Origin of the sequence: Aeromicrobium sp. Sec7.5, assembly GCF_036867135.1 — a bacterium.
Classification (GTDB): domain Bacteria; phylum Actinomycetota; class Actinomycetes; order Propionibacteriales; family Nocardioidaceae; genus Aeromicrobium.
The window spans coordinates 1,396,717-1,422,776 of record NZ_JBAJIJ010000001.1 but is presented as its reverse complement, the minus strand read 5'-3'; the positions used below and the strand labels follow the sequence as shown (position 1 = coordinate 1,422,776).

At 70.9% G+C, this 26,060-nt stretch carries 31 protein-coding genes; 7 read left to right on the top strand and 24 right to left on the bottom strand.

The window, feature by feature from the left end:
• Positions 1-17: 17 nt before the first annotated feature.
• Positions 18-1,010 carry an aldo/keto reductase gene (locus V6S66_RS07135; protein ID WP_334206051.1) on the top strand — a complete coding sequence of 331 codons (993 nt, stop codon included), beginning with the start codon at positions 18-20 and terminating at the stop codon, positions 1,008-1,010.
• Positions 1,011-1,026: 16 nt separating this feature from the next.
• Here the strand turns inward: V6S66_RS07135 and V6S66_RS07130 are convergent, their stop codons facing one another.
• The gene (locus tag V6S66_RS07130; RefSeq protein WP_334206050.1) at positions 1,027-1,485 is read right to left on the bottom strand and encodes a hotdog fold domain-containing protein; all 459 of its coding nucleotides are present in this window, start codon (positions 1,483-1,485) and stop codon (positions 1,027-1,029) included.
• Positions 1,486-1,545: 60 nt separating this feature from the next.
• Here V6S66_RS07130 and V6S66_RS07125 point away from each other — a divergent pair, with 60 nt between their 5' ends.
• A complete protein-coding gene (locus V6S66_RS07125; RefSeq protein WP_334206049.1) occupies positions 1,546-2,025 on the top strand; it encodes an SRPBCC family protein in 480 nt (159 codons plus the stop codon).
• 10 nt (positions 2,026-2,035) lie between these two features.
• Here V6S66_RS07125 and V6S66_RS07120 read toward each other — a convergent pair whose 3' ends face one another.
• The 11 genes from V6S66_RS07120 to dapA form a co-directional block, all read right to left on the bottom strand.
• Positions 2,036-2,569, bottom strand: a complete 534-nt coding sequence (locus V6S66_RS07120; RefSeq protein ID WP_334206048.1) for a regulatory protein RecX — start codon at positions 2,567-2,569, stop codon at positions 2,036-2,038.
• Positions 2,570-2,574: 5 nt separating this feature from the next.
• Positions 2,575-3,690: a recombinase RecA gene (gene recA / locus V6S66_RS07115; protein ID WP_334206047.1), complete on the bottom strand. Its 1,116-nt coding sequence runs from the start codon at positions 3,688-3,690 to the stop codon at positions 2,575-2,577.
• 228 nt (positions 3,691-3,918) lie between these two features.
• Complete coding sequence (locus V6S66_RS07110; protein WP_334206046.1) at positions 3,919-4,113, bottom strand: DUF3046 domain-containing protein; 195 nt, start codon at positions 4,111-4,113, stop codon at positions 3,919-3,921.
• 8 nt (positions 4,114-4,121) lie between these two features.
• Complete coding sequence (locus V6S66_RS07105; RefSeq protein ID WP_334207238.1) at positions 4,122-4,415, bottom strand: helix-turn-helix domain-containing protein; 294 nt, start codon at positions 4,413-4,415, stop codon at positions 4,122-4,124.
• Positions 4,416-4,476: 61 nt separating this feature from the next.
• Entirely contained in the window at positions 4,477-5,031 is a 555-nt protein-coding gene (locus V6S66_RS07100) for a CinA family protein (RefSeq protein WP_334206045.1), read from the bottom strand.
• Positions 5,032-5,035: 4 nt separating this feature from the next.
• Positions 5,036-5,665: a CDP-alcohol phosphatidyltransferase family protein gene (locus V6S66_RS07095; RefSeq protein ID WP_334206044.1), complete on the bottom strand. Its 630-nt coding sequence runs from the start codon at positions 5,663-5,665 to the stop codon at positions 5,036-5,038.
• 30 nt (positions 5,666-5,695) lie between these two features.
• The gene (locus V6S66_RS07090) at positions 5,696-6,133 is read right to left on the bottom strand and encodes a hypothetical protein (protein WP_334206043.1); all 438 of its coding nucleotides are present in this window, start codon (positions 6,131-6,133) and stop codon (positions 5,696-5,698) included.
• 13 nt (positions 6,134-6,146) lie between these two features.
• Positions 6,147-8,648 (bottom strand): FtsK/SpoIIIE family DNA translocase, encoded by a 2,502-nt coding sequence (locus V6S66_RS07085; RefSeq protein WP_334206042.1) that lies wholly within the window; start codon positions 8,646-8,648, stop codon positions 6,147-6,149.
• Between the two features lie 291 nt (positions 8,649-8,939).
• Entirely contained in the window at positions 8,940-9,653 is a 714-nt protein-coding gene (locus V6S66_RS07080; protein ID WP_334206041.1) for a sirohydrochlorin chelatase, read from the bottom strand.
• Between the two features lie 115 nt (positions 9,654-9,768).
• Positions 9,769-11,448 (bottom strand): ribonuclease J, encoded by a 1,680-nt coding sequence (locus V6S66_RS07075; protein ID WP_334206040.1) that lies wholly within the window; start codon positions 11,446-11,448, stop codon positions 9,769-9,771.
• Positions 11,445-12,350 (bottom strand): 4-hydroxy-tetrahydrodipicolinate synthase, encoded by a 906-nt coding sequence (gene dapA, locus V6S66_RS07070; protein ID WP_334206039.1) that lies wholly within the window; start codon positions 12,348-12,350, stop codon positions 11,445-11,447. Before dapA ends, V6S66_RS07075 begins: the two co-directional genes overlap by 4 nt.
• 150 nt (positions 12,351-12,500) lie before the next feature.
• Here dapA and V6S66_RS07065 point away from each other — a divergent pair, with 150 nt between their 5' ends.
• Positions 12,501-13,292 carry a thioesterase family protein gene (locus tag V6S66_RS07065; RefSeq protein WP_334206038.1) on the top strand — a complete coding sequence of 264 codons (792 nt, stop codon included), beginning with the start codon at positions 12,501-12,503 and terminating at the stop codon, positions 13,290-13,292.
• 3 nt (positions 13,293-13,295) lie between these two features.
• Here V6S66_RS07065 and V6S66_RS07060 read toward each other — a convergent pair whose 3' ends face one another.
• Both V6S66_RS07060 and V6S66_RS07055 read right to left on the bottom strand, forming a co-directional pair.
• On the bottom strand, positions 13,296-13,769 hold the full coding sequence (locus V6S66_RS07060) for a dihydrofolate reductase (protein ID WP_334206037.1): 474 nt from the start codon (positions 13,767-13,769) through the stop codon (positions 13,296-13,298).
• Positions 13,766-14,575 carry a thymidylate synthase gene (locus tag V6S66_RS07055; RefSeq protein ID WP_334206036.1) on the bottom strand — a complete coding sequence of 270 codons (810 nt, stop codon included), beginning with the start codon at positions 14,573-14,575 and terminating at the stop codon, positions 13,766-13,768. The genes V6S66_RS07060 and V6S66_RS07055 overlap by 4 nt, the downstream gene beginning before the upstream one ends.
• A 68-nt stretch (positions 14,576-14,643) precedes the next feature.
• On the opposite strand from V6S66_RS07055, the gene V6S66_RS07050 reads away from it, so the two are divergent.
• From V6S66_RS07050 to V6S66_RS07035, 4 genes are read left to right on the top strand one after another with little or no spacing between them, the layout of a single operon-like run.
• Positions 14,644-15,138, top strand: a complete 495-nt coding sequence (locus tag V6S66_RS07050) for a hypothetical protein (RefSeq protein ID WP_334206035.1) — start codon at positions 14,644-14,646, stop codon at positions 15,136-15,138.
• Positions 15,135-15,683, top strand: coding sequence for a GNAT family N-acetyltransferase (locus V6S66_RS07045; protein ID WP_334206034.1), 549 nt, complete (start codon positions 15,135-15,137; stop codon positions 15,681-15,683). The genes V6S66_RS07050 and V6S66_RS07045 overlap by 4 nt, the downstream gene beginning before the upstream one ends.
• Positions 15,680-16,396, top strand: a complete 717-nt coding sequence (locus V6S66_RS07040; protein WP_334206033.1) for an AzlC family ABC transporter permease — start codon at positions 15,680-15,682, stop codon at positions 16,394-16,396. Before V6S66_RS07045 ends, V6S66_RS07040 begins: the two co-directional genes overlap by 4 nt.
• The gene (locus tag V6S66_RS07035) at positions 16,389-16,694 is read left to right on the top strand and encodes an AzlD domain-containing protein (RefSeq protein WP_334206032.1); all 306 of its coding nucleotides are present in this window, start codon (positions 16,389-16,391) and stop codon (positions 16,692-16,694) included. Before V6S66_RS07040 ends, V6S66_RS07035 begins: the two co-directional genes overlap by 8 nt.
• Here V6S66_RS07035 and dapB read toward each other — a convergent pair.
• The 10 genes from dapB to rbfA form a co-directional block, all read right to left on the bottom strand.
• Positions 16,691-17,434, bottom strand: coding sequence for a 4-hydroxy-tetrahydrodipicolinate reductase (dapB, locus tag V6S66_RS07030; protein WP_334206031.1), 744 nt, complete (start codon positions 17,432-17,434; stop codon positions 16,691-16,693). The genes V6S66_RS07035 and dapB overlap by 4 nt on opposite strands.
• A gap of 31 nt (positions 17,435-17,465) precedes the next feature.
• Positions 17,466-17,849: a type II toxin-antitoxin system VapC family toxin gene (locus V6S66_RS07025; protein ID WP_334206030.1), complete on the bottom strand. Its 384-nt coding sequence runs from the start codon at positions 17,847-17,849 to the stop codon at positions 17,466-17,468.
• A complete protein-coding gene (locus tag V6S66_RS07020; RefSeq protein WP_334206029.1) occupies positions 17,846-18,097 on the bottom strand; it encodes a type II toxin-antitoxin system Phd/YefM family antitoxin in 252 nt (83 codons plus the stop codon). The genes V6S66_RS07025 and V6S66_RS07020 overlap by 4 nt, the downstream gene beginning before the upstream one ends.
• 9 nt (positions 18,098-18,106) lie before the next feature.
• Positions 18,107-19,300, bottom strand: coding sequence for a kynureninase (locus V6S66_RS07015; protein ID WP_334206028.1), 1,194 nt, complete (start codon positions 19,298-19,300; stop codon positions 18,107-18,109).
• Positions 19,301-19,385: 85 nt separating this feature from the next.
• Positions 19,386-21,623 carry a polyribonucleotide nucleotidyltransferase gene (locus tag V6S66_RS07010; protein ID WP_334206027.1) on the bottom strand — a complete coding sequence of 746 codons (2,238 nt, stop codon included), beginning with the start codon at positions 21,621-21,623 and terminating at the stop codon, positions 19,386-19,388.
• A gap of 365 nt (positions 21,624-21,988) precedes the next feature.
• Positions 21,989-22,279: a 30S ribosomal protein S15 gene (gene rpsO / locus V6S66_RS07005; RefSeq protein WP_334206026.1), complete on the bottom strand. Its 291-nt coding sequence runs from the start codon at positions 22,277-22,279 to the stop codon at positions 21,989-21,991.
• 129 nt (positions 22,280-22,408) lie between these two features.
• Positions 22,409-23,347 carry a bifunctional riboflavin kinase/FAD synthetase gene (locus V6S66_RS07000; RefSeq protein WP_334206025.1) on the bottom strand — a complete coding sequence of 313 codons (939 nt, stop codon included), beginning with the start codon at positions 23,345-23,347 and terminating at the stop codon, positions 22,409-22,411.
• Between the two features lie 58 nt (positions 23,348-23,405).
• Positions 23,406-24,644: a phospholipase D-like domain-containing protein gene (locus V6S66_RS06995; protein WP_334206024.1), complete on the bottom strand. Its 1,239-nt coding sequence runs from the start codon at positions 24,642-24,644 to the stop codon at positions 23,406-23,408.
• Between the two features lie 10 nt (positions 24,645-24,654).
• The gene (gene truB, locus V6S66_RS06990) at positions 24,655-25,542 is read right to left on the bottom strand and encodes a tRNA pseudouridine(55) synthase TruB (protein WP_334206023.1); all 888 of its coding nucleotides are present in this window, start codon (positions 25,540-25,542) and stop codon (positions 24,655-24,657) included.
• Positions 25,539-25,976 carry a 30S ribosome-binding factor RbfA gene (gene rbfA, locus V6S66_RS06985; protein ID WP_334206022.1) on the bottom strand — a complete coding sequence of 146 codons (438 nt, stop codon included), beginning with the start codon at positions 25,974-25,976 and terminating at the stop codon, positions 25,539-25,541. The genes truB and rbfA overlap by 4 nt, the downstream gene beginning before the upstream one ends.
• Between the last annotated feature and the right edge of the window lie 84 nt (positions 25,977-26,060).

The following is a 26,060-nucleotide window of genomic DNA, read 5'->3' as shown; positions in this document are numbered from 1 at the left end:
GGTTGTTGGCTGGGGTCATGACCACTTCCACACGCACGCTCGGCACCACCGCGCCCCTGACCGTCTCCGCCCTCGGCCTCGGCTGCATGGGCATGTCCGAGTTCTACGGGACGCCTGACGAGGCCAGCGGCATCGCCACGATCCACCGGGCGCTCGACCTCGGGGTCACGTTCCTGGACACGGCCGACATGTACGGACCATTCACCAACGAGCAGCTGGTCGGCCGGGCGATCTCCGGACGACGCGACACCGTGCAGCTGGCGACCAAGTTCGGCAACGAGCGCCTTCCCGATGGCACACGAGTCGGGGTCAACGGCCACCCGGACTACGTGCGGCAGGCGTGCGACGCCTCCCTGGAGCGGCTCGGGGTCGACCACATCGATCTGTACTACCAGCACCGCGTGGACAAGACCGTGCCGATCGAGGAGACGGTCGGTGCGATGCACGACCTGGTCGAGGCCGGGAAGGTCCGGTACCTCGGACTCTCCGAGGCGTCGCCCGCGACCATCCGCCGCGCCCACGCCGTGCACCCGGTGACCGCCCTGCAGACCGAGTACTCGTTGTTCACGCGCGACCTGGAGGACGAGATCCTGCCGACCTTGCGAGAGCTGGGCATCGGGTTGGTCGCCTACTCGCCGCTGGGCCGCGGCATCCTGACCGGCGCCGTCCCGGCCGACGGGTTCGCCGAGGGCGACAGCCGCGCCTCGGCCTACTTCCCTCGCTTCGAGGGAGAGAACCTGCGAGCCAACCTCGCCCTCGTCGACCAGGTCCGCGCCCTCGCCGACGACCTCGGCTGCACCCCGGGCCAGCTCGCGCTCGCCTGGGTGCTCGCGCAGGGCGAGGACGTCGTGCCGATCCCGGGCACCAAGCGCGTGTCCTACCTCGAGCAGAACGTCGCCGCGCTGGATCTCACCGTGAGCGCGGCCGATCTGGCCGCACTGGCGGCGGCGATCCCGTCGGGCGCCGTCGCGGGCGACCGCTACGGCGACCTCAGCTCGATCGACGGCTGAGGTTGGCCGGCGCCGGCTACTTCTTGGGGGTGACCCAGAGGTGGATCGTGCCCGCGACGACGACGGTGCCGTCGTCGCGGGTCGCCTTCACGGTCACCGGCACGTCCGGGCCGTTGGCCCAGTCCTCGGCCGTGGACTCCGCGGTGCAGACGAGGTCGCTCGTGGACTTGGCCAGGTACTCGACCTCCATGCCCTTGGGCAGCCACCGCGCGTCCTTCGGGCACGTCGCCTCGGCGAGCAGGCCCATCGCGGCCTCGAGGCCGTTGCAGGCCGCGATCGCGTGGACCGTGCCGATGTGGTTCTGGACCGCGCGGCGCTTGGGCAACGAGATCTGCGCGAAGTGCGGCGACATCTCGTCGACCCGGAGGTGGATCGAGCCGAAGTAGGGAGCCTTCTGGCTGAACGCGATGGAGAACAGTCGCTTGCCCTGCGGGAGCGCACTGAGCTTGCGGTAGAAGTCGTAGGTGGAGGCCATGCGCCACATGTTACTCGCAGGTAATGCGTGCTGACCAGTGAGGATGCGTACCGTGGCCCCATGCCGCAAGTGGTCGCCGAGACGTGGGTCCCCGTCACACCGCAGATCGCCTTCGCCGTGTCCCAGACGACGGGCGAGACCCGCCTGCGCTGGGACCCGTTCATCCGCCACCAGCACCTCATCGACGCCGAGCTGCCGGGCAAGGGCGTGCGCACCTACACGCGGGCCCGCGTCGGGCCGGCGATGATCAGCGAGTACGCCTCGTACCGCCCGCCCACCTCGGTCGGGATGACGATGGTGAGCGGCCCTTGGTTCTTCGGCACCTTCGGTGGCGGATGGCGGTTCGTGCCCGAGCAGCGCGAGGGCATCGACGGGTGCCGGGCGACGTGGAAGTACAGCTACACGATCACGCCCCGATGGCTACGCCCGGTGGCCGAGCCGATCGGTCAGTGGCTGCTCGGGCGCGAGATCCGGATACGGATCGCCGCGTGGGCCCGCGGGTGCACCGACCCGGTGGTCGTCGCCGCGCTCGACCTGTGAGCCGGTCGCCTCAGAGCGAGTCGAGCGGCTCGGGGTCGGCCCCTAGCTCGTCGCGCACGACCTCGAAGGCGAGGCCAGGCGCGTAGCCCTTGCGGGCCAGCATGCCCACCAGGCGGCGGGTGCGGACCTGGTCGTCGAGCCCCCGCATGGCCCGCAGCTTGGTCTGCACCAACCGGTGGGCCGCCCGGCGTTCGTCCTCCGGATCGATCTCCGCGAGTGCCTCGCGAGCGATGTCGTCGTCGACGCCCTTCTGGCGCAGCTCCATCGCCAGAGCGCGACTGGCCAGGCCCTTGCCACGCTGACGACCCTCGACCCACGAGCGGGCGAACGCCGCGTCGTCGACGAACCCGGCCGCCTCGAACCGGTCGAGCACGGCCGCGCCGATCTCGACGGGCACGCGCCGCTTGGCGAGGGCCTGCTCGAGATCGGCCCGACTGTGCGCCCGCTCGGCCAGCCGGTCGTACAGGACCTTCATGGCGAGGGTGCGTGCCTCCTCGGGATCCATCCCCGAGTCGGACTCGTCGAACGCGGCATCGTGGCTCATCGAGCTCAGAAGTCGACCTCGGTGACCGTCGTGGCGTCAGCCCCGGCGTCCTCGTCGGTCTCCTCGAGCGCGGCGTCGACACCCACGCCGAGGTGCTCCTTGATCCGGCGCTCGATCTCGACGGCGAGATCCGGGTTGTCGGCGAGGAACTGCCGCGCGTTCTCCTTGCCCTGACCGAGCTGGTCGCCGTCGTAGGTGTACCAGGCTCCGGCCTTGCGCACGATGCCGGCGTCGACACCCACGTCGATCAGCGAGCCCTCGCGGCTGATGCCCTTGCCGTACATGATGTCGAACTCGGCGACCTTGAACGGCGGGGCCAGCTTGTTCTTGACGACCTTGACCTTGGTGCGGTTGCCGACCATGTCGGTGCCGTCCTTGAGGGTCTCGATGCGACGCACGTCGAGGCGGACCGAGGCGTAGAACTTCAGGGCCTTGCCGCCCGTGGTGGTCTCGGGCGAGCCGAACATCACGCCGATCTTCTCGCGCAGCTGGTTGATGAAGATCGCCGTGGTGCCCGAGCCGTTGATGGCACCGGTCATCTTGCGCAGCGCCTGGCTCATGAGACGTGCCTGCAGGCCCACGTGGCTGTCGCCCATCTCGCCGTCGATCTCGGCGCGGGGCACGAGTGCCGCGACGGAGTCGATGACGATGATGTCGAGCGCACCGGAGCGGATCAGCATGTCGGCGATCTCGAGCGCCTGCTCACCGGAGTCGGGCTGGGAGATCAGCAGCGCGTCGGTGTCGACCCCGAGCTTGCGGGCGTAGTCGGGGTCGAGCGCGTGCTCGGCGTCGATGAAGGCGGCGACGCCGCCGGCCTTCTGGGCGTTGGCCACCGCGTGCAGGGCGACCGTGGTCTTGCCCGAGGACTCCGGGCCGTAGATCTCGACGACCCGGCCGCGGGGCAGACCACCGATGCCGAGCGCGACGTCGAGTGCCGTGGCGCCGGTGGGGATCACGTCGATCTTGGTGCGGCCACGCTCGCCCAGACGCATCACGGCGCCCTTGCCGTGGGCTCGGTCGATCTGGGCGATGGCGTTGTCGATCGCCTTGGTGCGCTGGTCGGACGAGGTGCCTTCACCGGTCAGACGGGTGACGGGGACGAGTGCGGTCTTGGGGGCCATCAGGAGATCCTTCGGTCGTGGGTGGCGAGGCATCGACGACGCTAGGAGAGCCCACGGACATTTTGTGGACCTCATCGATCCGCCTGTGGGTCGATCCACCCTGTGGATCGATGCTCTCGGTACGTCAACCTCGAGCACGACAGTACGGGAACAGGTGTTCGAAGCGGGCGCGACACGCCGGTCGCGTGTCGAAGGAGTCCTCAGCGCCCAGTCCTCAGCGCCCAGTCCTCAGCGCTCCGAGGGCGGCAGCTGCAGGCGGGCGTGCACGGCGCGCCAGACCTGCTTGGGATCGACGCCTCCGTCGAGTGCCTCGGTCGGCGTGCGGTGGTCGAGGTCGCCGATGACCTGGGTGTCGGCCCAGACCCGCGCGTAGGACTCCCCCAGGTGGAGGTCCATCCGCTCCCAGAACTCGCTGTGCCGCACCGGGGGGCTCAGGCCGCCGAGGCGCGGACGCCGTCGGCGCCGATCGACGAGACCGTCGCCAGGGGCGCGGAGACCACCTCGTGCAGCTCCATCTGGTCGGCGACGTCGCGCAGGACGGCCGAGAGCGGGACCTCGAGGGCCTCGGCGAGCGCCGCCAGGAGCTCGGAGCTCGGCTCCTTCTGACCTCGCTCGATCTCGGAGATGTAGCCGAGGCTGACCCGGGCCTTGCCCGAGACCTCCCGGAGCGTGAGACCGCGTTCGGCCCGGCGCGCGCGCAAGGTCTCGCCGACGAGCTGTCGCATCGTGGTCACGCGCTCACCTCCGTGGTGACTCTGTCCACTACTGGGCCAACTGCTGGGTCCACTACTGGGTCCTGTACCTGTGCTCAACGTCGGAGGGACCGAGATCCTTCCGCCGCTCGCCGGGCTCTGGTGCCAGCGTAGCGAGTGCCTGCGACAGCGCGACGGTCACGGTCGCCTGACGGATCGCGTCACGGTCTCCGTCGAGGTCCAGCTGCCAGTCGCGGGTGTCGTCCGCCGTGGCGATCGCGACGTGCACCCGGCCGACCGGCTTGCCCTCGGACGCGTCGGGGCCGGCATTGCCGGTCGTGGCCACACCGAGGTCGGCGCCGAGCCGCGCGCGCACGCCCTCGGCCATGGCCCGAGCCACGCGCGCGTCGACCGTGCCGGCCAGCGCCACGAGCTCCTCCGGCACACCGAGCAGCGTGCACTTGACGTCGGTCGCGTAGGCCACGACCGCTCCTCGCACCACGGCCGAGGCCCCGGGCACCGCGACGAGCGCCGAGCACACGGCCCCGCCCGTCAGCGACTCCGCTGCGGCGATCGTGAGTCCGGCCTCGGCGAGCACCGCGACGAGCGCCTCGGCCGTGGCGTGGGAGGACGTCGCCGCGGGGCCCACCGGCTCAGGCGTCCTGCGCCGCGAACCACTCGGCGCGCAGCCGGCGGGCGTCGATGACGTACTGGACACCCGTGACCATCGTGATGACGTAGGCGACCGCGAGGAGGACGTGGGCGACCCACATCGTGATGTCGCTGGCCGTCGTGTCCCAGATCTCGAGCGGCAGGCAGTAGAGGGCGAGCGCGCCGGCCTGCATCGTGGTCTTGATCCGGCCACCCTGGCTGGCTGGCATGACACCGTACTTCGCGATGAACAGGCGCATGATCGTGATGCCCCACTCGCGCACCAACGTCGTGATGGCCACGGCCCAGAACAGCCAGTGGTCGAAGATGATGGCTAGACCGATGAAGGCCATGCCTGTCAGCGCCTTGTCGGCGATCGGGTCGGCCAGCTTGCCGAAGTCGGTCACCAGGCCGCGGCTGCGGGCGAGGTCGCCGTCGATCCGGTCGGTGATCATCAGCAGCGAGAACGCCACGAACGACCACACCCGGGTCGAGACGTCCGCACCGCCGTCGATCAGCAGCAGCCATCCGAAGACCGGGACGCCGGCGATGCGGAGCACCGTGAGGGCGTTCGCGATGTTGAAGTTGCTCGGCGGGGTGGTGGCGCTGGTACCGGACTGGGGGTCAGGCATGGAGGCCTCTCAGGCGGGGGGCGGGACGCCTCAGTATGCGGCAGGGCCGCGACGACGCGCCAACTCGGCGACCGCCTGGTCCATGTCGACCGTCGTCGCCAGGCCCACGGGGGTGGAGTACACCTTGCGCCCGTCGAGGCTGATGACCTTGACCCGCGCGTCGTGCCGGACCCCGGCCCGCGGCTCGACCCGGATCTCCCCCATCTCGTCCCACAGCAGCCCGGTCCACCCGTCGTCGGTCTGCAACCGGACCCCGTGGTCGTCGGCGACGAACAGCGGCGTCTTGGCGTCGACGGTGCCGCGCAGCAGCGCGATCGCGAGGAGCGCCAGCACACCCGTGCCGACCCACAGCAGGGGTGCGGGACGGTCGTAGGCGAACCAGCCCAGCCCGCCCGCGACAGCGAGGCACAGCAGCGCGACGAGGGCGTACAGGCCCACACGGCGGTGGATCTCGAAGGGCTCGTTCATCACTCGGCCCCCATCACTCGGCACCGATCGTGGCGAGGACCTGCTCGACCTCGTCGGGCTTGATCAGCACGTCGCGGGCCTTGGACCCCTCGCTCGGACCCACGATCCCGCGGCTCTCCATGATGTCCATCAGGCGGCCGGCCTTGGCGAACCCCACGCGCAGCTTGCGCTGCAGCATCGACGTGGACCCGAACTGGGTGTTGACGACGAGCTCGATCGCCTGCATCACGAGGTCCAGGTCGTCGCCGATGTCGTCATCGAGCTCACGCTTGCTCTGCTGGACCGCCGTCACGTCCTCGCGGTACGCCGGCTCGAGCTGGGTCTTGCAGTGGTCGACGACCGCCACGATCTCCTGCTCCGTGATCCAGGCGCCCTGCATGCGCATGGCCTTGCTGTGGCCCATCGGCAGGAACAGGCCGTCGCCCTGGCCCACGAGCTTCTCGGCCCCGGGCTGGTCGAGGATGACCCGGCTGTCGCCGAGCGAGCTGGTCGCGAAGGCGAGACGGCTCGGTACGTTGGCCTTGATCAGACCCGTGACGACGTCGACCGACGGTCGCTGCGTCGCGAGCACGAGGTGGATCCCGGCCGCGCGTGCGAGCTGCGTGATGCGGACGATCGAGTCCTCCACGTCGCGCGGGGCGACCATCATGAGGTCGGCGAGCTCATCGACCACGACGAGCAGGTACGGGTAGGGCGCCAGGACGCGCTCGCTGCCGGGCAGCGCCTGCACGGACCCGGAGCGGACCGCCTTGTTGAAGTCGTCGACGTGACGGAACCCGTAGGCCGACAGGTCGTCGTACCGCAGGTCCATCTCACGCACGACCCACTGGAGGGCCTCCGCGGCCTTCTTCGGGTTGGTGATGATCGGGGTGATGAGGTGCGGGATGCCCTCGTACGCCGTGAGCTCGACGCGCTTGGGGTCGACCAGGATCATGCGGACCTCGTCGGGCGTCGTGCGCATCAGGATCGACGCGATCATCGAGTTCACGAAGCTCGACTTGCCCGAACCCGTGGCACCGGCCACGAGCAGGTGGGGCATCTTCGCGAGGTTGGCCACGACGTAGCCGCCCTCGACGTCCTTGCCGAGGCCGACGACCATCGGGTGGTGGTCGCCGCGTGCCTTGGCCGAGCGCAGGACGTCGCCGAGGCTGACCATCTCCTTGTCCGCGTTCGGGATCTCCACGCCGATGGCGGACTTGCCGGGAATCGGGCTGAGGATACGAACCTCGTTCGAGGCCACCGCGTAGGCGATGTTCTTGCCCAGTGCCGTGACCTTCTCGACCTTGACCGCGGGGCCCAGCTCGACCTCGTACCGCGTGACGGTCGGGCCTCGCGTGTACCCCGTGACGGTCGCGTCGATCTTGAACTGCTCCAGCACCTCGGTCAGCCGGTCCACGACCGCGTCGGAGGCCTGGCTCCGGGCCTTGTGCGGCGTGCCCTCGCGCAGGACCGTGCTGTCCGGGAGCGAGTACATGACGTCGCCGGCCAGCTCGAGCTGCTCGGCCCGGGCCGGCAGGGGCTCCATCGGCAGGCGCTCGACGGGCTCCTCGTCGACCTCGTCGACGACGGGGACGGGGCGCTTGACGCCCGGCGGCACGGCGGCGGGCGTCGCGACGGCCTCGTCGTCCGGGTCCGGGACGATGGGGTCCTCGTAGGGCTCGTCGACCGCCAGCTCCGTGCGCGGGTGACGACGGGTGTCGGCGGCGTCGCCGCCCTCCTCGCCCTCCTCGGCCTCGTCGGGCTTGCGGCGCGTCAGGCGGTCGCGGACGGCCTGCAGCTTCTCCGGGACCGCGTGGACCGGGGTGTTGCTGAGGATCAGCACGCCGAAGGCGACCACGAGCACCAGCAACGGCGCCACGACGTAGGGCGTCTTGAGCAGGTCGACGAGGATCGCCGAGAACAGGTAGCCGATGGCGCCTCCGGCATCGCGCACGGCGGCCATGTCGTCGGGCCGCGGCACGCCGTGGGCGACGTGGACGAGTCCGAGGACACCTCCGACGACGGCGGCCCAGGCGATGACCTGACGACCTGCGGGGCCCTGTGCCTCAGGACGGCGCAGGGTGCGCCACGCGATCACGACGAGCACGATCGGCACAGCGCCGGCGAGCACGCCCACGCTGCCCTCACAGACCTGCCGGACCCCGCGACCGACGGGCCCGGGGATGCGCCACCAGGTCGCCGAGGCCGCGACGATCGCGAGTCCGAGGACGGCCAGGCCCACGCCGTCGCGGCGCTGGGCGGGATCGAGGTCGCGGGCACTGCTGCCGATCGAGCGTGCGATGGCTCCGACCGCGGTGGCCAGGCCGAGCCAGATCGCCCGGAGCATGCGGCCGAAGCCGGACACGACGGCGGCGAGGCCACCGCCCGCGCCTCCCCCACCCTTCGGGGCAGGCTTCTTGGCCGCCGGTCGGCGGTTGGCAGGGGTTCGGGCCGGGCTTCGCTTGCCGCTGGTGCGGCTGCGGGCCTGGGAACCGGACGGCCGCTTGCGCGGCGGGGAAGACGTTCGGGTCGCCATGGCGAAAGCCTAAAGGACGACTCGAGTCTTTCTCAGGATTGACGGAGCGAACGGCCGCGTGGCGACCGCTCCTGCACGACGGTCCCGCAAGATTTGCTCGCAAATCCACCGAACCTGGGCGGCCGAAGGGTGGATTTGGGAGCAAATCTTGCACTGCACGTCCAACCGGCGCCGTCAGGGTGACCTCGACCGTCCCCCACGCCTCCGGTCCTTGGCGCTCTTGTTCTCGCTGGCGCTCGTGTTCTCGCTGGCGCTCGTGTTCTCGCTGGCGCTCTTGCTGGTCGCCCCGCCCTATCCGTGGGCGGCGCGGTGCTCGCCGTCGTCACCGGTCAGCCAGCCCGATCGCGACCGCGCCCGCGCGAGCACGAGGCCCACGAGCCGCTGGTCCGGAGCCCCCGACGGGACGAGCGGCGCCGTCACGACGTCGGCACCGCAGGCCAGCATCGCGTCGTGGGGAGCGCCCGCGGTGAGGACGTACGAGCTGACGACCACACGCTTGCCGTAGGCACGGGCGACGTCGATTGCCTCGTCCAGGCCCGTGTCGAGCCCCGCGAGGGTGCCGACGTGCACCCGACCACCCCAGACGGCGCTGAGGAGGCGGGCGGCCTTGCTGACGTCCTCGACGGCCATGACGTCGGTCAGGGCGTCGGAGGCCAGGACGATGCTGTCGTCGGGCCGGGCGCCGGCCTCCATGAGGCGTTGCACGCCGATCTCCGCCAGCACCCAGTCGGGACCGATCGGCGCCGTGACCGACACCGAGGGGTCCAGCCGGGCCGCCGCGACCATGGCCCGGAGGGGAAGTGGGTCGCGCGTGAGCAGGAGCGGCACGATGGCCCGCGGGCCGGCCGTGGTCCGGACCACGTCCGGCAGCGCCGGCGACTGCTGGTCGACGTAGCCGTCGGCGACGTCGAGCCCGTGAGCCTCACGGCGCACGGCGTTGACCAGACGGGACACGTTGGCCCGGCCCTCCGGGCTGTGCGTGCCGGCCGAGCCGACGATCAGCACCCGGCTCACCACGGTGCCGCCCCCCACACCTCTGCCACGTCCACCGCTTCAGCGTGAGCGGGCCGTGTTTCGCAGCGGTTTCCCGATCGGGTCGAAGCCGTGACAATCAGCCAGGTCAGGCCTCGATGACGATCGGCACGATCATCGGGCGGCGACGCAGCGTACGACCGGCGTACGAGCCGAGCGTGCGGCGCACGACCTGCTGCAGCTGGGCGGTGTCGCGCGTGCCCTCCGAGAGCGCGTCCTCCAGGGCCCCGGCGATCTTCGGACGTACCGCGTCGAAGACGCTGTCGTCCTCGGCGATGCCACGCGCGTGGATCTCCGGGCCCGACACGACCTTGCCCGTGGCGGAGTTGACCACCACGACGACCGAGATGAAGCCCTCCTCACCCAGGACCCGGCGGTCCTTGAGGTCGGAGTCGGAGATGTCGCCGATCGAGGACCCGTCGACGTAGACGTAGCCGCAGTCGAAGGCACCCGTGATCGAGGCGTGGCCGTCGACCAGGTCGATGACGTAGCCGTCCTCGGCCAGCAGCACGTTGGGGACGCCAGTCTTGCGGGCCAGCGCTCCGTTGGCGTGCAGGTGGCGGATCTCGCCGTGCACGGGCATGACGTTGGTCGGCTGCACGATGTTGTAGCAGTACAGGAGCTCGCCGGCCGACGCGTGACCCGAGACGTGCACGAGCGCGTTGCCCTTGTGCACGACGTTGGCGCCGAGCTTGGTGAGGCCGTCGATGACCCGCGAGATCGAGTTCTCGTTGCCGGGGATGACCGACGAGGCCATGAGCACGGTGTCACCGGGCTCGAGCTCGACCTGCTGGTGGCTCCTGTTCGCCATGCGCGACAGGGCGGCCATGGGCTCGCCCTGCGAACCGGTCGACATCAGGACCATCTTCTCCGGCGGAGCCGCGTCGATCTTGTCGACGACGACGCCGTCGGGCACGTGGAGGTAGCCGAGCTCGCGGGCGATCTGCATGTTCCGCACCATCGACCGGCCGACGTAGGCGACCTTGCGGCCGTGCTTGGCCGCCATGTCGAGCACCTGCTGCACGCGGTGCACGTGGGAGGCGAACGACGCGACGATGATGCGCTTCTCGCTGCGCGCGAAGACGGCGTCGATCGCGGGCGTGATGTCACGCTCGGGGGTGGTGAACCCGGGGACCTCGGCGTTGGTCGAGTCGGTCAGGAACAGGTCGACCCCGGCCTCACCGAGGCGCGCGAACGCCCGCAGGTCGGTGATGCGGCCGTCGAGCGGCAGCTGATCCATCTTGAAGTCACCCGTGTGCAGCGCGACGCCCGCCGGGGTCGTGATCGCCACGGCCAGCGCATCGGGGATCGAGTGGTTGACCGCCACGAACTCGGTGCCGAACGGCCCGAACTGCAGCGTGTCGCCCTCCTTGACGATGTGGCGCGGCACCTCCTTCAGACGGTGCTCCTTCAGCTTCGGCGCCAGCAGGGCCAAGGTCAGCTCCGAGCCGACGACGGGGATGTTGCCGCGCTCGCGCAGCAGGTACGGGACGGCCCCGATGTGGTCCTCGTGCCCGTGCGTCAGAACGATGGCGACGACGTCGGAGAGGCGGTCACGGATCGGCTGGAAGTCCGGCAGGATCAGGTCGACGCCCGGGTGGTGCTCGTCGGGGAACAGCACACCGCAGTCGACGATCAGCAGCTTGCCGCCGTACTCGAACACGGTCATGTTGCGACCGATCTCGCCGAGGCCGCCGAGCGCGAAGACACGCAGGGCACCCTCCGGCAGGGGCGGCGGGGTGGTCAGATCCAGGTGGAGATGGCTCATGCAGTGTCTTTCTGGATGGCGGCGCGAATCATCGCGACCTGCTCGTCGGTGGCCTGCGACAGCGGCAGACGCACCCGGGGTGAACTGATGAGACCCAGCTCGTGCGCCGCGACCTTCGCCGCGATCGCACCCTGGGTCTGGCCCATGATCGCCGCGACGAGGCCGATGAGGCCCCGGTCGATGCGACGGGCGGTGGCCAGGTCGCCGGCGTCGACCGCCTCGACCATGGCCTTGTACTGCGGTCCGGCCACGTGCCCCACGACGCTGACGACTCCGGCCGCCCCGACGGCGAGCCAGCCGAGGTTGAGGACGTCGTCGCCGGAGTAGAGGGCGAGGTCGGTGTTGTCCATGATCCAGGCCCCACGGTGGAGGTCGCCGACGGCGTCCTTCATGGCGGTGACGGTGGGCCGGTCGTTCATCGCGAGGTACGTCTCTCGCGTGAGCTCGGTACCGGTGCGGCCGGGGATGTCGTAGAGCATGATCGGCACGTCGCCGGCTGCCGCCGCCACCGCGTCGACGTGGCCGATGATGCCGGCCTGCGGGGGGCGGGAGTAGTAGGGCGTCACGAGGAGCAGACCGTGCGCACCGATGCGGGCGGCGGCCTCGGCCAGCTCGACCGAGTGGCGCGTGTCGTTGGTCCCGACACCGGCCACCACCGTGGCGCGGTCGCCGACCGCCTCGAGCACCGCCGCCAGCAGGCGACCGTCCTCCTCGCCACTCGTGGTGGGCGACTCCCCCGTCGTGCCGGAGACGACGAGTCCGTCGTTGCCCGCGTCGACCAGGTGCGACGCGAGCTTCTGCGCGCCGTCGAGATCCAGGTCACCGTCGTCGGTGAACGGGGTCACCATCGCGGTGAGCACGCGCCCGAAGGGCGCGCCGGCCGTGGCGAGCGGAGACGTCATGACGTCACCTGCCCCGCAAGACCATCTTCGCAGGTGACGACCTGCCACGTGCTCGTGCTCACTCGCTGGCGCTCGCTCATGAAGACGAGGTTATCGCGGCACGACCGCGCCCCCGCGCCCCGCACGCCGACGACCCGGCAGGATGGCGCCATGACCCACGAGCTGGACGCCGCCACCTGGTCCGAACCCGTCTCGCCCGGCCGGCGATCGGTCGACCTCACCGACGACTGGAACACGCCGGCCGGCACGGCCAACGGCGGTTACCTCCTGGCGATCCTGCTGCGCGCGGCGCTCGCGGAGTCCGACAAGCCCGACCCCCTGTCGGTCGCCGTCACCTACCTGAAGCCGACCAGGCCGGGACCTGCCGTCGTGTCCGTGACGCCGGTCCGCGAGGGCCGCCGGGTGTCGACGTTCACGGTCGTGCTGAGCCAGGGCGACGTCCCGATCACGCACGGCGTCGTCAGCCTCCACGACGTCGACCTCGCGGGCTCGCAGCAGCACCTCGACGACGTCGCGCCCGCGCTCCCGGCACCGGACGACGGCATCGACCCGATGGCCGACTTCCCCGACGAGCTCGTCCCGGCGGTCGCGCGCCGCTACACGACTCGGCACGCCGCGGTTCCGGGATGGATCGCCGGCACGCCCTCGGGAGATCCCACGGCGCACTTCTGGATCCGGCCGGTCGACGAGCGTCCGGTCGACGCCTTCGCCGCAGGGGCCATCGTCGACGCCTACCCGCCCGTGCTGGCCGACCTCGGCGAGCTCGCCTCGTCCACGATCCAGCTCACGGTGCACTTCTGGCGCAGGTTCACCTCCGACTGGGTGCAGATGGAGGTCATCAGTCGCCGCGCGGTCGACGGGTTCCACGACGAGGACGTGCGCCTGTGGGACCAGCAGGGCCGGCTCGTGGCCACGAGCCGACAGATCGCCCTCCTGGCCTGAGGCTCAGCCCCGCTCGTACGTCACGATGTCGAACTCGGCGTGCGGCTCCTGGGCCGCCTCGCGCCAGCGCTCCCAGTCGATCGTGGGGAACCACGCGTCACCGTCGGGCGCCTGCCGCACGCGGGTGACGACGAGGGTGTCGACCAGGTCGCGCTCGAGCGCCTCGGCGTACACCTGGGCTCCGCCCACGAGGAACGCCTCGTCGTCGAGACCGGCCGCCCGCTCGATCGCGTCGTCGAGCGAGTGCGCCACCTCGACGCCCTCGGCCGACCAGTCGTGCTGCCGTGTCACGACGATCGTCGTGCGACCCGGTAGCGGGCGCCCGATCGACTCGTACGTCGTGCGACCCATGATGATGGGATGTCCGAGGGTGACCCGCTTGAAGTGCGCCAGGTCCTCCGGCAGGTGCCACGGCAGGGTGCCTGCGGCGCCGATGACCCGGTTCGACCCCATCGCCACGACGAGGGTGAGCGTCATATGGCGATCGGGGCCTTGATCAGGGGATGCGGGTCGTAGCCCGCGACCTTGATCTGGTCGAACCCGAACCCGTCGATGTCGGTCACCGCGGGATCGAGCCACAGCTCCGGAAGCGCACGGGGCTCGCGCGTCAGCTGCTCGCGCGCCTGGTCGAGGTGGTTCAGGTACAGGTGCGCGTCGCCGAGCGTGTGCACGAAGTCGCCGACCTCCAAGCCCGCGACCTGCGCCACCATGTGCGTCAGCAACGCGTACGACGCGATGTTGAAGGGCACGCCGAGGAAGACGTCGGCCGAGCGCTGGTACAGCTGGCAGCTGAGGCGGCCGGGGCCGTCGGCCTGCGGCGCGACGTAGAACTGGAAGAACGCGTGGCACGGAGCGAGCGCCATGGCGTCGAGGTCGGCGACGTTCCAGGCGCTGACGATGTGCCGGCGCGAGTTCGGGTCGGTCTTGAGCGCCTCGACCACGCCGCGGAGCTGGTCGATCGTCTCGCCCGTCGGCGTGGGCCAGGAGCGCCACTGGTGCCCGTAGACGGGACCCAGCTCGCCGTGCTCGTCGGCCCACTCGTTCCAGATGGAGATGCCGTTCTCCTGCAGCCACCGCACGTTGGTCTCGCCGGAGACGAACCAGAGCAGCTCGCCGACGACCGACTTCAGGTGGATCTTCTTGGTCGTGACCAGGGGGAATCCCTCGCGCAGGTCGAAGCGCATCTGGTGACCGAAGACGCTGCGGGTGCCGGTGCCCGTGCGGTCGCCCTTCTCGACGCCCTCGTCGAGGATCCGCTTCACGAGGTCGAGGTACTGCTGCATGCCCCGAGGCTACCGAACGCGGCCCCGCACGAGTGGGACGCCGACCCGCCCTGTGCGAGAATTCGGCCATGGCACAGAACGAGTACGACGCCACCCCCCGCGAGCTCCGGAACTTCGCGCTCCTGCAGATCGTGCTGACGGCTGCCTTCCTCGCCGCGCTGTTCTGGATGCTGGGTGGCACCGACGCCGACCGCCCGCACTGGGCCGTCTGGGTCGGGCTCCTCGCTGCCGTCGCGCTCGGCGCCTTCCTGGCCGATCGTGTCTGGCTCTCGGCCGGTCCGCTCGACCCGGCCGCCGATCCCGAGGAGAACCGCAGCACGGCGGTGGGCGTGTACGCGGCCCAGACCGTCCGCAAGCTGATCCTGTGCGAGGCACCGCTGCTGATCGCGGTGCTCGTCGCGTTCGTGACCGACTCCGGAGGATGGCCGATCGCGATCGCCGGCCTGCCCGGCCTGGCCGTGATGGCCTTCGAGGTGTGGCCGTCGCTGCGCAACGTCTCGATGACCGCGACCATGCTCGATGCGAACGGCGCCGAGTCGGATCTCATCGACTCCTTCGTGTGAGCGGGGCATCGGCCTCCGGGTCCGGTGACGCCGTCAGGCTCGCCTGGCCCGACGACGCCACGAGGATCGCGACCCTGCAGCGCGAGGTGTGGCTCGCCGACTGGCTCGACGCCGCTCAGCTCGACGGGGCCTTCGGCGAGCTCGCGGAGCACGCCGACCGGTGGCGCAGCACCCTCACGCACTCCCCCGAGGCACGATTCCGCGTCCTGGTCGCCACGGACGACGACGTCGTGGTCGGGTACGCCGTGGTGCACCCGGGCACCGACCCCGACGCCGATCCGGTCCGCGACGCCGAGCTCGGCGACCTGGCTGTGGTCCCCGCCTCACGGCGCGCCGGGCACGCGTCGCGCTTGGTCCAGGCGGCCGTCGACACCACCGCGGCCGACGGCTTCGCCTACCTGCGCACCTGGGTCGCGGCGGGCGACGACGGCACGCGCCTGCTCCTGACGTCGGGCGGCTGGGCCTCCGACGGCGCGTACCGCGAGCTCGAGGCTCCCGATGGTCGCCGCATCAAGCAGGTCCGCCTCCACACCGCGGTGGCATGAGCTCCCAGCACGACCCCGAGCCGGACCCCGGACCCGAGCACGACCGCGAGGCCGACCGGGCGATCGTCCGGGACGCGCTCGGCGTCGGGATCGGCGTCGGGCTGTACGGCGTGACGTTCGGCGCCCTGGGACCTGCGGCGGGCCTGAGCGTCTGGCAGACCTGCGCGCTCTCGCTGCTGGCCTTCACCGGGGCGTCCCAGTTCGCGTTCGTCGGCGTCGTGGCCTCCGGCGGGTCGCCCGTCGCCGGCGCGCTCACCTCGGTCCTGCTGGGTGGCCGCAACGTGTTCTACGGCATCAGCATGGCCCCGCACCTGCCGGTCAAGGGCTGGCGGCGATGGGCCACGGCGCACCTGGTCATCGACGAGTCGACGGCGATGGGCGTGACCCGACCGACGTCCCACCAGGCGCGGCTGGGGTTCTACTGGACCGGCATCACGATCTTCCTGATCTGGAACCTCACCACTGCGGCGGGAGCGATCGCGGGCGACGCGATCGGCGACCCCGAGGCGATCGGCCTCGACGGAGCGGTCGCCGCGGCCTTCCTCGGGCTCCTGTGGCCGCGCCTGGACTCCCCCGTGACCCGCGCTGTCGCCGTCACCGCAGTCGCGCTCGCCCTGCTGCTCGTGCCGTTCACCTCCCCGGGCGTGCCGATCATCATCGGCGGACTCTCCGCGGTCGCGCTCGGCTTGGTCTGGGGTGGGCGACGTGACTGACCTGTGGTGGGGCGTCCTGGCCGTCTGCGTCGGTTGCTACGCACTGAAGCTGGCCGGGCTGTCGGTGCCCGCCGTCGTGCTGGAGCACCGGTTCACCGTGCGGGCCACGGCGCTGATCCCGGTCGGACTGCTCGCCGCGCTGGTGGCGGTGCAGGCGGCCGCCGGCGACCGCGAAGTCGTGCTCGACGCCCGGTTGGCGGGCGTCGCGACCGCGGTGGCGTGCCTGCTGGCCCGGGTCCCGTTCCTGCCGATGCTCGTGCTGGCGGCGACCGCGACCGCGCTCGTGCGGCTCGTCTAGAGGCCGAGCGCCGCGTCGAGGCCCACCGTCACGCCGGCGTTCGTCGGCGCCCAGCGCAGCGCGGTCAGGACGCCCGGCATGAACGACTCCCGCGTGGAGGAGTCGTGGCGCAGGCTGAGGATCTCGCCGGTGCCCCCCAGGATGACCTCCTGCGAAGCCACGAATCCTCGGGCACGGACGGCGTGCACCGGCACGCCGGCCACCGAGGCGCCACGAGCGCCGCCGGGATCGGTCGTGGTGGCGTCCGGCAGCGGTGGCGAGCCCGCCGCCTCCCGTGCCTGGCCGATGAGCTCGGCCGTGCGGGTCGCGGTGCCGGAGGGTGCGTCGATCTTGTCCGGGTGATGCATCTCGATGACCTCGACGGACTCGAAGAACGGCGCGGCGTCGGCGGCGAACTTCATCAGGAGCACCGCACCGATCGAGAAGTTCGGCACCACGAGCACGCCGATGCCGGGGTGCGCCGCGCTGATCCGTTCGACCTCCGTGATCTTGTCGTCGCCGAAGCCCGACGTGCCGACCACGACGTGAACACCGTGCTCGACGCACCAGCGGACGTGGTCGAGCGCGACGTCGGGGGTCGAGAACACGAGGGCGACGTGAGCCGCCTCCTCGGTGATGGCCGCCAGGTCGTCCCCGACGTCGAGCTGCGAGACGACCTGCAGGTCCTCGCTCGCGTCGATCGCTGCGACCGAGGTCGAGCCCATGCGTCCGTTCGCGCCGATCACGGCCACTCGTGTCATGCCCGTCAGCCTAGTGACCCTGCCACCGACCTCACACCGTGGCGTCGACGATCCAGGAGCGGTCGAGCGCGAGCAGCCGCCGATCAGCGGTGAGGAACACCAAGCCCTCGGCCGCGGCCTGCGCGACGAGGGCCCGGTCGAACGGGTCGTGGCCGTCGAGCTCGGGGAACGCCCGCATGGCGTCCGCGTGCTCGGCGACGAACGGCAGCTGCCGCAGGCCCACCTCGTCGAGTCGTTCGACGCAGTCGCGGGGAATGTCGAGTCGGCCCTTCATCGTCTTGATGGTCATCTCCCACGAGCTGACCGCCGAGTAGTGCGCCGGATGGTGCGATCCGATGATGTCCTGAGCGTCGGAGCCGAGTCGGGGCTCTCCCCGCAACAGCCAGAGCAGGACGTGGGTGTCGAGCAGGATCACGCGAGCCCCAGGTCGTCATCGAACATGGCGCGGATCTCTGCGTCCGCCTCGTCGGTGAAGGCCCCCTCCCAGTCCGGACCGCCAAATCCCGGGATCGAGCCGAACAAGGGCTTGCGAGGGTGGACCGAGCGCCACTCCATGATCGGCGTGCCGGCCCGCGCGACGATCACCGTCTCTCCCGCCTCGACGGCGCGGGCGAGCTTCGACATCTGGGTCTTCGCCTCGTGGATGTTGACCGTGATCGCCATGGGCCGACGTTAGCCCACTGGACCAACCTGGTCCAGCACCTCAGCCAGGACCGTGAGGCCGTCGAGCAGCTCGCCGAAGCTGGTGGTGAGCGGGGCGAGGCCGAGGCGCAGCAGGTCGGGCTCCCGGAAGTCGGGGACGACCCCGCGGTCGGTCAGTCGCTCCGCGACGGCGCGGGCGTCGTGCAGGCGGACCGTGACGTGGCTCCCCCGCTGGGCCGGGTCACGCGGCGTCACGACCTCCAGGCCGAGCTCGTCGAGCACCTCGATGCAGAATGCTGTCAGCGCCTCGGACTTCGCGCGGGCCGCGGGTACGCCGGCCTCCGTCGCCAGCGACACGCCCTGCTGCACCGCGAGCAGCCCTGCGACGGGCGGCGTGCCGGTCAGCATCCGCCGGATCCCGGGTGCGGGCCGGTACTCGTCGGCCATCGCGAACAGGTCGTCGGCGCTCCACCAGCCGGGCAGCGGCTGCTCGAGCCTGGCGTGGTGCCGGGACGCGGCGTAGAGGAACGCGGGCGAGCCCGGTCCGCCGTTGAGGTACTTGTACGTGCACCCCACGGCGAGGTCGACCCCCGCGGCGTCGAGGTCGATCGGCACGACGCCCGCCGAGTGGCACAGGTCCCAGACCACGACGGCGCCGGCGGCGTGCACCTGCGCGGTGAGGCCGGGCAGGTCGAGCAGTGCCCCGGTGCGGTAGTCGACATGGCTGACCAGGGCGACGGCCGTGCGGTCGTCGATCGCCGCGGCGACGTCGTCGACCTCCATGAGCTCGAGCCCTCGTCCCTCGGCGACGCGACGCGCCAGGTAGCGGTCGGTCGGGAAGTCCGCCGTGCTCACGACCAGGCGGTCCCGTCCCGGCACGAGGGAGACCGCGGCGTGCAGGGCCTTCGCCAGGCAGACCGAGGTCGAGTCGGCCACGACCGTCTGCCCCGCCGTGGCGCCGACCAGGACCCCGACCTCGTCACCCACGACGACGGGGAGGTCGACCCATCCCTCGGACCAGCCACGGATCAGACGTCCACCCCACTCGTCGCGGACGAACGTCGCCAGGCGCTCCTGCGTCCGCACCGGAAGGCGCCCCAGCGAGTTGCCGTCGAGGTAGGCCACGACGTCGGGGTCGAGGACGAACTCCGCACGGAGGGCCGCCAGGGGGTCGGCGGCGTCCAGGCTCGCCGCGCGCTCCCGCAAGGGGTGGAGATCAGTCATGATCGGGCGATCGTCGCACACCCCGGACGCACCGGACCCCGGCTCCCACTCGGGGAACCGGGGTCCGGTGGTGCAGCTGGGTCGATCAGGCCTCGGACGGGGCCTCGTCGGCCGCCGGGGCGTCGGACGCCCACGGCTCGTCGTCGGACTTCTCGACGACCGGGATCAGCGACAGCTTGCCGCGGTCGCCGATCTCGGCGATCTCGACCTGGATCTTCTGGCCGACGCTCAGCAGGTCGTCGACGTTGTTGACCCGCTGGCCACCGTTCAGGTCGCGCAGCTTGCTGATGTGCAGCAGCCCGTCCTTGCCCGGCAGCAGCGAGATGAACGCGCCGAAGTCGACCGTCTTGACGACGGTGCCGAGGTAGCGCTCGCCGACCTCGGGCATCGTCGGGTTCGCGATCGAGTTGATCGCGGACCGGGCGGCCTCGGCGGCGTCGCCGTTGTCGGCGCCGACGAAGACCGTGCCGTCGTCGTCGATCGAGATCTTCGCGCCGGTGTCGTCCTGGATCTGGTTGATCATCTTGCCCTTGGGGCCGATGACCTCACCGATCTTGTCGACGGGGATCTTGATCGTGATGATCCGCGGAGCGTAGGGGCTCATCTCGTCGGGCTCGTCGATCGCGTCGGCCATGACGTCGAGGATCGCGAAGCGCGCGTCGCGGGCCTGCGTCAGCGCGCCAGCCAGGATCTCGGCGGGGATGCCGTCGAGCTTGGTGTCGAGCTGCAGCGCCGTGACGAACTCCCGCGTGCCGGCGACCTTGAAGTCCATGTCGCCGAAGGCGTCCTCGGCTCCCAGGATGTCGGTCAGCGTGACGTACTCGGTCTTGCCGTCGACCTCACCGGAGATGAGGCCCATCGCGATGCCCGCGACCGGGGCGCGCAGCGGCACACCGGCGTTGAGCAGGCCCAGGGTGGACGCGCAGACCGAGCCCATCGACGTGGAGCCGTTGGAGCTCAGCGCCTCGGAGACCTGGCGGATCGCGTACGGGAACTCCTCGCGCGGCGGCAGCACCGGCAGCAGCGCGCGGCCGGCGAGCGCGCCGTGACCGATCTCGCGACGCTTGGGCGAGCCCACACGACCGGTCTCACCGGTCGAGAACGGCGGGAAGTTGTAGTTGTGCAGGTAGCGACGCTTCGTCTCGGGGCTCAGCGTGTCGAGCTTCTGCTCCATGTCGAGCATGTTCAGCGTGGTGACGCCCAGGATCTGGGTCTCGCCACGCTGGAACAGTGCCGAGCCGTGCACGCGCGGGATGACGCCGACCTCGGCCGACAGCTCGCGGATGTCGGCGAGTCCACGACCGTCGATGCGGACCTTGTCGCGCAGGACGCGCTCGCGGATGACGGACTTGAGGACGGAGCGGACGGCCGCGCCGAGCTCCTTCTCACGACCCTCGAACTGCGCGCCGAGCTGCTCGAGCACGTCGGCCTTGATCTCGGCCTCGCGCTCCTCGCGGTCGGCCTTGAAGGCGATCTGGGCGGCCTCGGCCAGCGGGGCCTTGGCGATGGCCTCGACGGCCTCGTACGCGTCGTCCTCGTAGTCGAGGAAGACCGGGAAGTCGCGGACCGGCTTGGCCGCGTGGGACGCGAGCTCGGCCTGCGCCTCGCACAGCTGCTTGATGACGGCCTTCGCGGCGTCGAGGCCCTGGGCCACGATCTCCTCGGTGGGGGCCTGGACGCCCGACTGGACGAGCTCCCAGGTGACCTCGGTGGACTCGGCCTCGACCATCATGATGGCGACGTCGTCACCGGCGACGCGACCCGCGACGACCATGTCGAAGACGGCGTCCTCGAGCTGGCTGTGGCTCGGGAACGCGACCCACTGGCCGTCGATCAGGGCGACGCGGGTGGCGCCGACCGGACCGGTGAACGGCAGGCCGGAGATCTGCGTGGACGCCGACGCGGCGTTGATCGCGAGCACGTCGTACGGGGCGTCGGGGTTGAGCGCCAGGACCGTGATGACGACCTGGACCTCGTTGCGCAGACCCTTCTTGAAGGTCGGGCGCAGCGGACGGTCGATCAGGCGGCACGTGAGGATCGCGTCCTCGGACGGGCGACCCTCACGACGGAAGAACGACCCCGGGATGCGACCCGCGGCGTACATCCGCTCCTCGACGTCGATCGTCAGGGGGAAGAAGTCGAAGTGATCCTTGGGGTGCTTGCCGGCCGTGGTGGCCGACAGCAGCATGGTGTCGTCGTCGAGGAACGCCGACACGGCGCCGGCGGCCTGCTGGGCCAGCTGGCCCGTCTCGAAGCGGACCGTGCGGGTGCCGAAGCGACCGTTGTCGATCACGGTCTCGACAGTGTGGATGGAATCCGTCATGGATGTCCCTTCCGTGGGCAGAGCCCACTGGTGACATGGGCGCGGAGGCCCACTGTGGAGGACGGGGCACAGGCCCGAACCGACACGTCGCGCTGGGCGCCGTACTCATGGAGTCGGGGCGCGGGCGACGTGTGGGAGGCCGGGATGGCCCGGGTGTTTCCGATCTTCGATCGAGGCCCGCGGAGCTGCCCAGTCGTGACGACGGTGTCGTTCGACCTGCTCCGAGAGCCACTACCGAGGATCGAACGGCTGGCCTGATCTCGTCCCTGGATAAGCGGTGATTCAGTTGTGGGGTTCAGCGATGGTGCACGTTGCCATGATGCACGCCGGGCGGCCGCCCGTCAGGGACGACCGCCCGTGGCGTGTCAGCGACGCAGACCGAGGCGCTCGATGAGGCCGCGGTAGCGCTCGATGTCGGTGTTCTGCACGTAGTTCAGCAGGCGACGGCGCTGGCCGACGAGCAGCAGCAGGCCGCGACGGCTGTGGTGGTCGTGCTTGTGCTCCTGCAGGTGACCCGTGAGGTGCGAGATGCGCTGCGTGAGCAGAGCGATCTGGACCTCGGGAGAACCGGTGTCGCCCTCGTGGGTGGCGTACTGCGCGATGATCTCGGACCTGGACAGCTCGGCCACGGTGGGCGCAGCAGTCTTCTTCGACATTCGATACTCCTGGAGTCGTAGCGCGGCGCACCCGGGCATGTTCTTCGGGGCATGGGATCCGCGGCCGATACACGGCATCTCTCAGGCTATCAGTCAGGCCCCGTCGGGAGCCAATCCGGTCGGTGCCGCTCAGGCCAGGACCGTGCGGGCCCGGCCGACGTCGGCGTCCATCTGCTCCACCAGGGCCGCCAGGGAGGGATAGGCCTCCATGCCGCGGAGCCGCGCGACGAGCTCGACGCGGATGCGGTGGCCGTAGAGGTCGAGGCCGGTGCGGTCGATGACGTAGGACTCCACGCGGCGCGAGACCCCCTCGAAGGTCGGGTTGTCACCCACCGACACCGCTGCCGGCCACCGCTCCCCGGCCCCGTCCAGGTCGATCACCCACGCGGCGTAGACGCCGTCGGCGGGCGTGGCGAGACCGTCGGCCACCGGCACGTTGGCGGTCGGGTAGCCGAGCTCGCGACCGCGCTGCTCACCCTGGACGACGACCCCGTTGACCTCGGCGGGCCGACCGAGCACCTCAGCCGCCCCAGCGACGTCGCCGCTCTCGACGAGGCGCCGCACCAAGGTCGACGAGTACTCCTCGGAGCCGCCCGCGAGCTCGAGGGCCTCGGTGGCGAAGCCGTGGCCGGAACCGAAGTCGGAGAGGCACGCCACGTCGCCGGCGGCCTTGCTGCCGTACGTGAAGTTCTGGCCCACCACGACGTGCGAGGCGCGCAGGTCGTCGACCAGCACCCGCTGGGCGAACTCGTCGGGCGCCCACGTGGCCATCGTCCGGTCGAAGGCCAGGACGCGGACCTCGTCGGCGCCTCCGGCGTGCAGCAGCTCGACCCGTCGCTCGAGGTCGGTCAGCAGGCGGGGCGCTCGCTCCGGGGCGAACACGGCGATGGGGTGCGGGTCGAAGGTGACGGCCACGACCTGCTCCCCCGCCGCGTCCGCGACTTCCCGGGCCCGGGCCAGGAGCGTCTGGTGACCGCGGTGGACCCCGTCGAACGTCCCGATCGTGACGACGGTCGACGAGGTCGACGGGGCTGACCCCGCCCCTGCCACGTCACGCCAGATCGCCACGGCAGAACTGTGCCACACCGGTCCGGTGGTGACCCGGGTCCGGGTCACGCGGTCGTCGCTACAGCAGGCGACGCAGCGGGCGGAGCAACAGCTCGCACGCGCGCGACACGACCCAGCGACGGTCCCACTCGGCGCGGGTCAGCTCGGTGCAGTTCGTGAGGTCGCGGGCGAAGACGTCCTCGAGGTGAGCCGCCAGTCCCGGGTCGACGACCTCGACGTTGACCTCGTAGTTGCCGCTCAGGCTCAACCGGTCGATGTTGGCCGTGCCGATCGTGCTCCACTCGCCGTCGATCGTGCAGGTCTTGGCATGCACCATGTGGTCGCGGTAGCGGTGGATGCGCACCCCCGCCGCCAGCAGGCGCCCGTAGAAACCGCGTGAGAGCCAGTCGGTCACGACGTGGTTGGAGATCTCGGGGACCACGATCGTCACGGCCACGCCGCGCTGGCGCGCCTGGAGCAGGGCGTTGAGGATGTCGTGGTCCGGGATGAAGTACGCGGCCGTGATGTGGATGTGGCGCGTCGCGCGGTCGATCGCCTCGAGGTACATGCCGCGGATCGGGAAGACCAGCTGGCGTGGCACGTTGCGATGGATCCGCACCCGCGGGTCCCAGTCGGTCGAGCCCGACCCCTGGATCGGGGCGTCCGGCCGCAGCATGTTCCAGAAGTCGACGAAGGCGTTGGCGAGGTCCCACACCGCCGAGCCACTGATGCGCAGGTGGGTGTCGCGCCACTGCGTCGCGTACAGGGAGCCGACGTTGTAGCCACCGATGAAGCCGACCGAGTCGTCGACGACCAGGATCTTGCGGTGGTCGCGCCCCCACCGCCGCAGGCTGAGCGGCCGGAACCCGGCGGTGTAGACGGGGTAGCGCAGGACCTGGATGCCGGGTCCGAAGGCGAAGAACCGGCGCGGGACGACGAGGTTCGCGAACGCGTCGTACACGACGTGCACGCGCACCCCCCGCGCGGCGGCCGCCTGCAGGGCGGCCTTGAACCGGTGTCCCTCCGCGTCGCCCTTGACGATGAACGACTCGAAGAAGATGCGGTGCTCCGCGGCGTCGATCGCGGCGATCATGTCCTCGAAGAGGTGGTTGCCGTAGGTGTAGACCGTGGCGGAGCCGCGCGCCGTCTCGACCGTGGCGGGCGGCGTAACGGGAAAGCCGTGGGCTCGCTGACCGCGCAGCACCTTGCGGATCTTGGTGGTGCCCATGATGCCGGCCATGACGGCGACGACCGCCATGAACCAGGACTTGAGGACCTCCCAGGCGACCCGGCGCGGAGACGGCAGGGACGACCACATGGCCGTCACCCTAGACGAAGACCGAGACCGGCCTGGCCGTCGCTCCGCGCTGCTCGTACAGCGCGAGGAACGTGCCCGCAGGATCGAAGAGAGCGACCTTGCCGGGGTCGCCGAGGTCGATGCTCGTGAGCGTGCGGCCGAAGCGGACGTCGTCGGCCTGCTCCTGCGTGAGGTCGTACGACGCGAACGCCAGACGGGTCACGGTGTCCAGGCCGATGACCTGCCAGTCGTCGGCGAGCTCGTCGAGCGTGGCGGCGTGCTGGAGCGAGAACGGGCCGACCCTGGTGCGACGCAGCATCGCGAGGTGTCCGCCCACGCCGAGCGAGTCGCCCAGGTCGCGAGCGAGGGCACGCACGTAGGTGCCGGTCGTGCACTCGACGTGGACGTCGACGTCGACGAGGTCGCCCGTGCGGCGGATCGCGCTCACCGAGAGCTCCTCGATCCGGACCGGGCGGGCGGCGAGCTTCACGTCCTCGCCGGCACGCACCCGGGCGTACGCCCGCTGACCGTCGACCTTGATGGCGGAGACGGCCGACGGGACCTGCGAGATGTCACCGCGCAACGGAACGAGTGCTGCCTCGATCTCGTCGTCGGTCACGTGACCGGCCGGGGTCGTCGAGACGACCTCGCCCTCGGCGTCCTCGGTGACGGTCGCCTGACCCAGGCGGATCGTCGCGTCGTACGCCTTGTCGGTGAGCTGCAGCTGGCCGAGCAGGCGCGTGGCGCGGCCGATGCCGAGGAGCAGGACGCCCGTGGCCATCGGGTCGAGGGTCCCGGCGTGACCGACCTTGCGGGTGCCGGCCAGGCGGCGGCCCCGACCGACCACGTCGTGCGACGTCCAGCCTCCCGGCTTGTCGACGACGACCAGGCCGGGCGTGACCTCAGGAGCGTCGCTCACTCGTCCTCGTCGTCCTCGTCGGTGGGTCGCCGGTACGGATCGGCGTCGCCGGCGTACTGCGCGCCCTCGGCGCGGGCGGCGACGTCGGCGTCGGACTCCCGCGCCTTGGCCAGGAGCTCCTCGATGTGCCGGGCCGTGTCGGGCACGGCGTCGAGGAAGAACTCCAGGGTCGGCGCGAGCCGCAGGTTGAGGCGCTTGGCGACCTCCGAGCGCAGCATGCCGGTGGCGCTGCGCAGGGCGGCACCGCTGCCCTCGATGGCCTCGGCGTCGCCCAGGACCGTGTAGAAGATCGAGGCGTGCTGGTTGTCACCGGTCACGCGGACGTCGGTGATCGTGACGAATCCGAGACGCGGGTCCTTGACCCGTCGCTCGAGGAGCTCGGCGACGATGACCTTGATGCGGTCGGCGATCTGGTGCTGGCGTGCTCCAGCCATGATGCTTCTCCTAGTTCTTCAGCCAGGTTGGCTGAGGTGCGACGCCGAGGAGGAGCCTCGAAGCCTGCCCGGGTGGACAGGCTT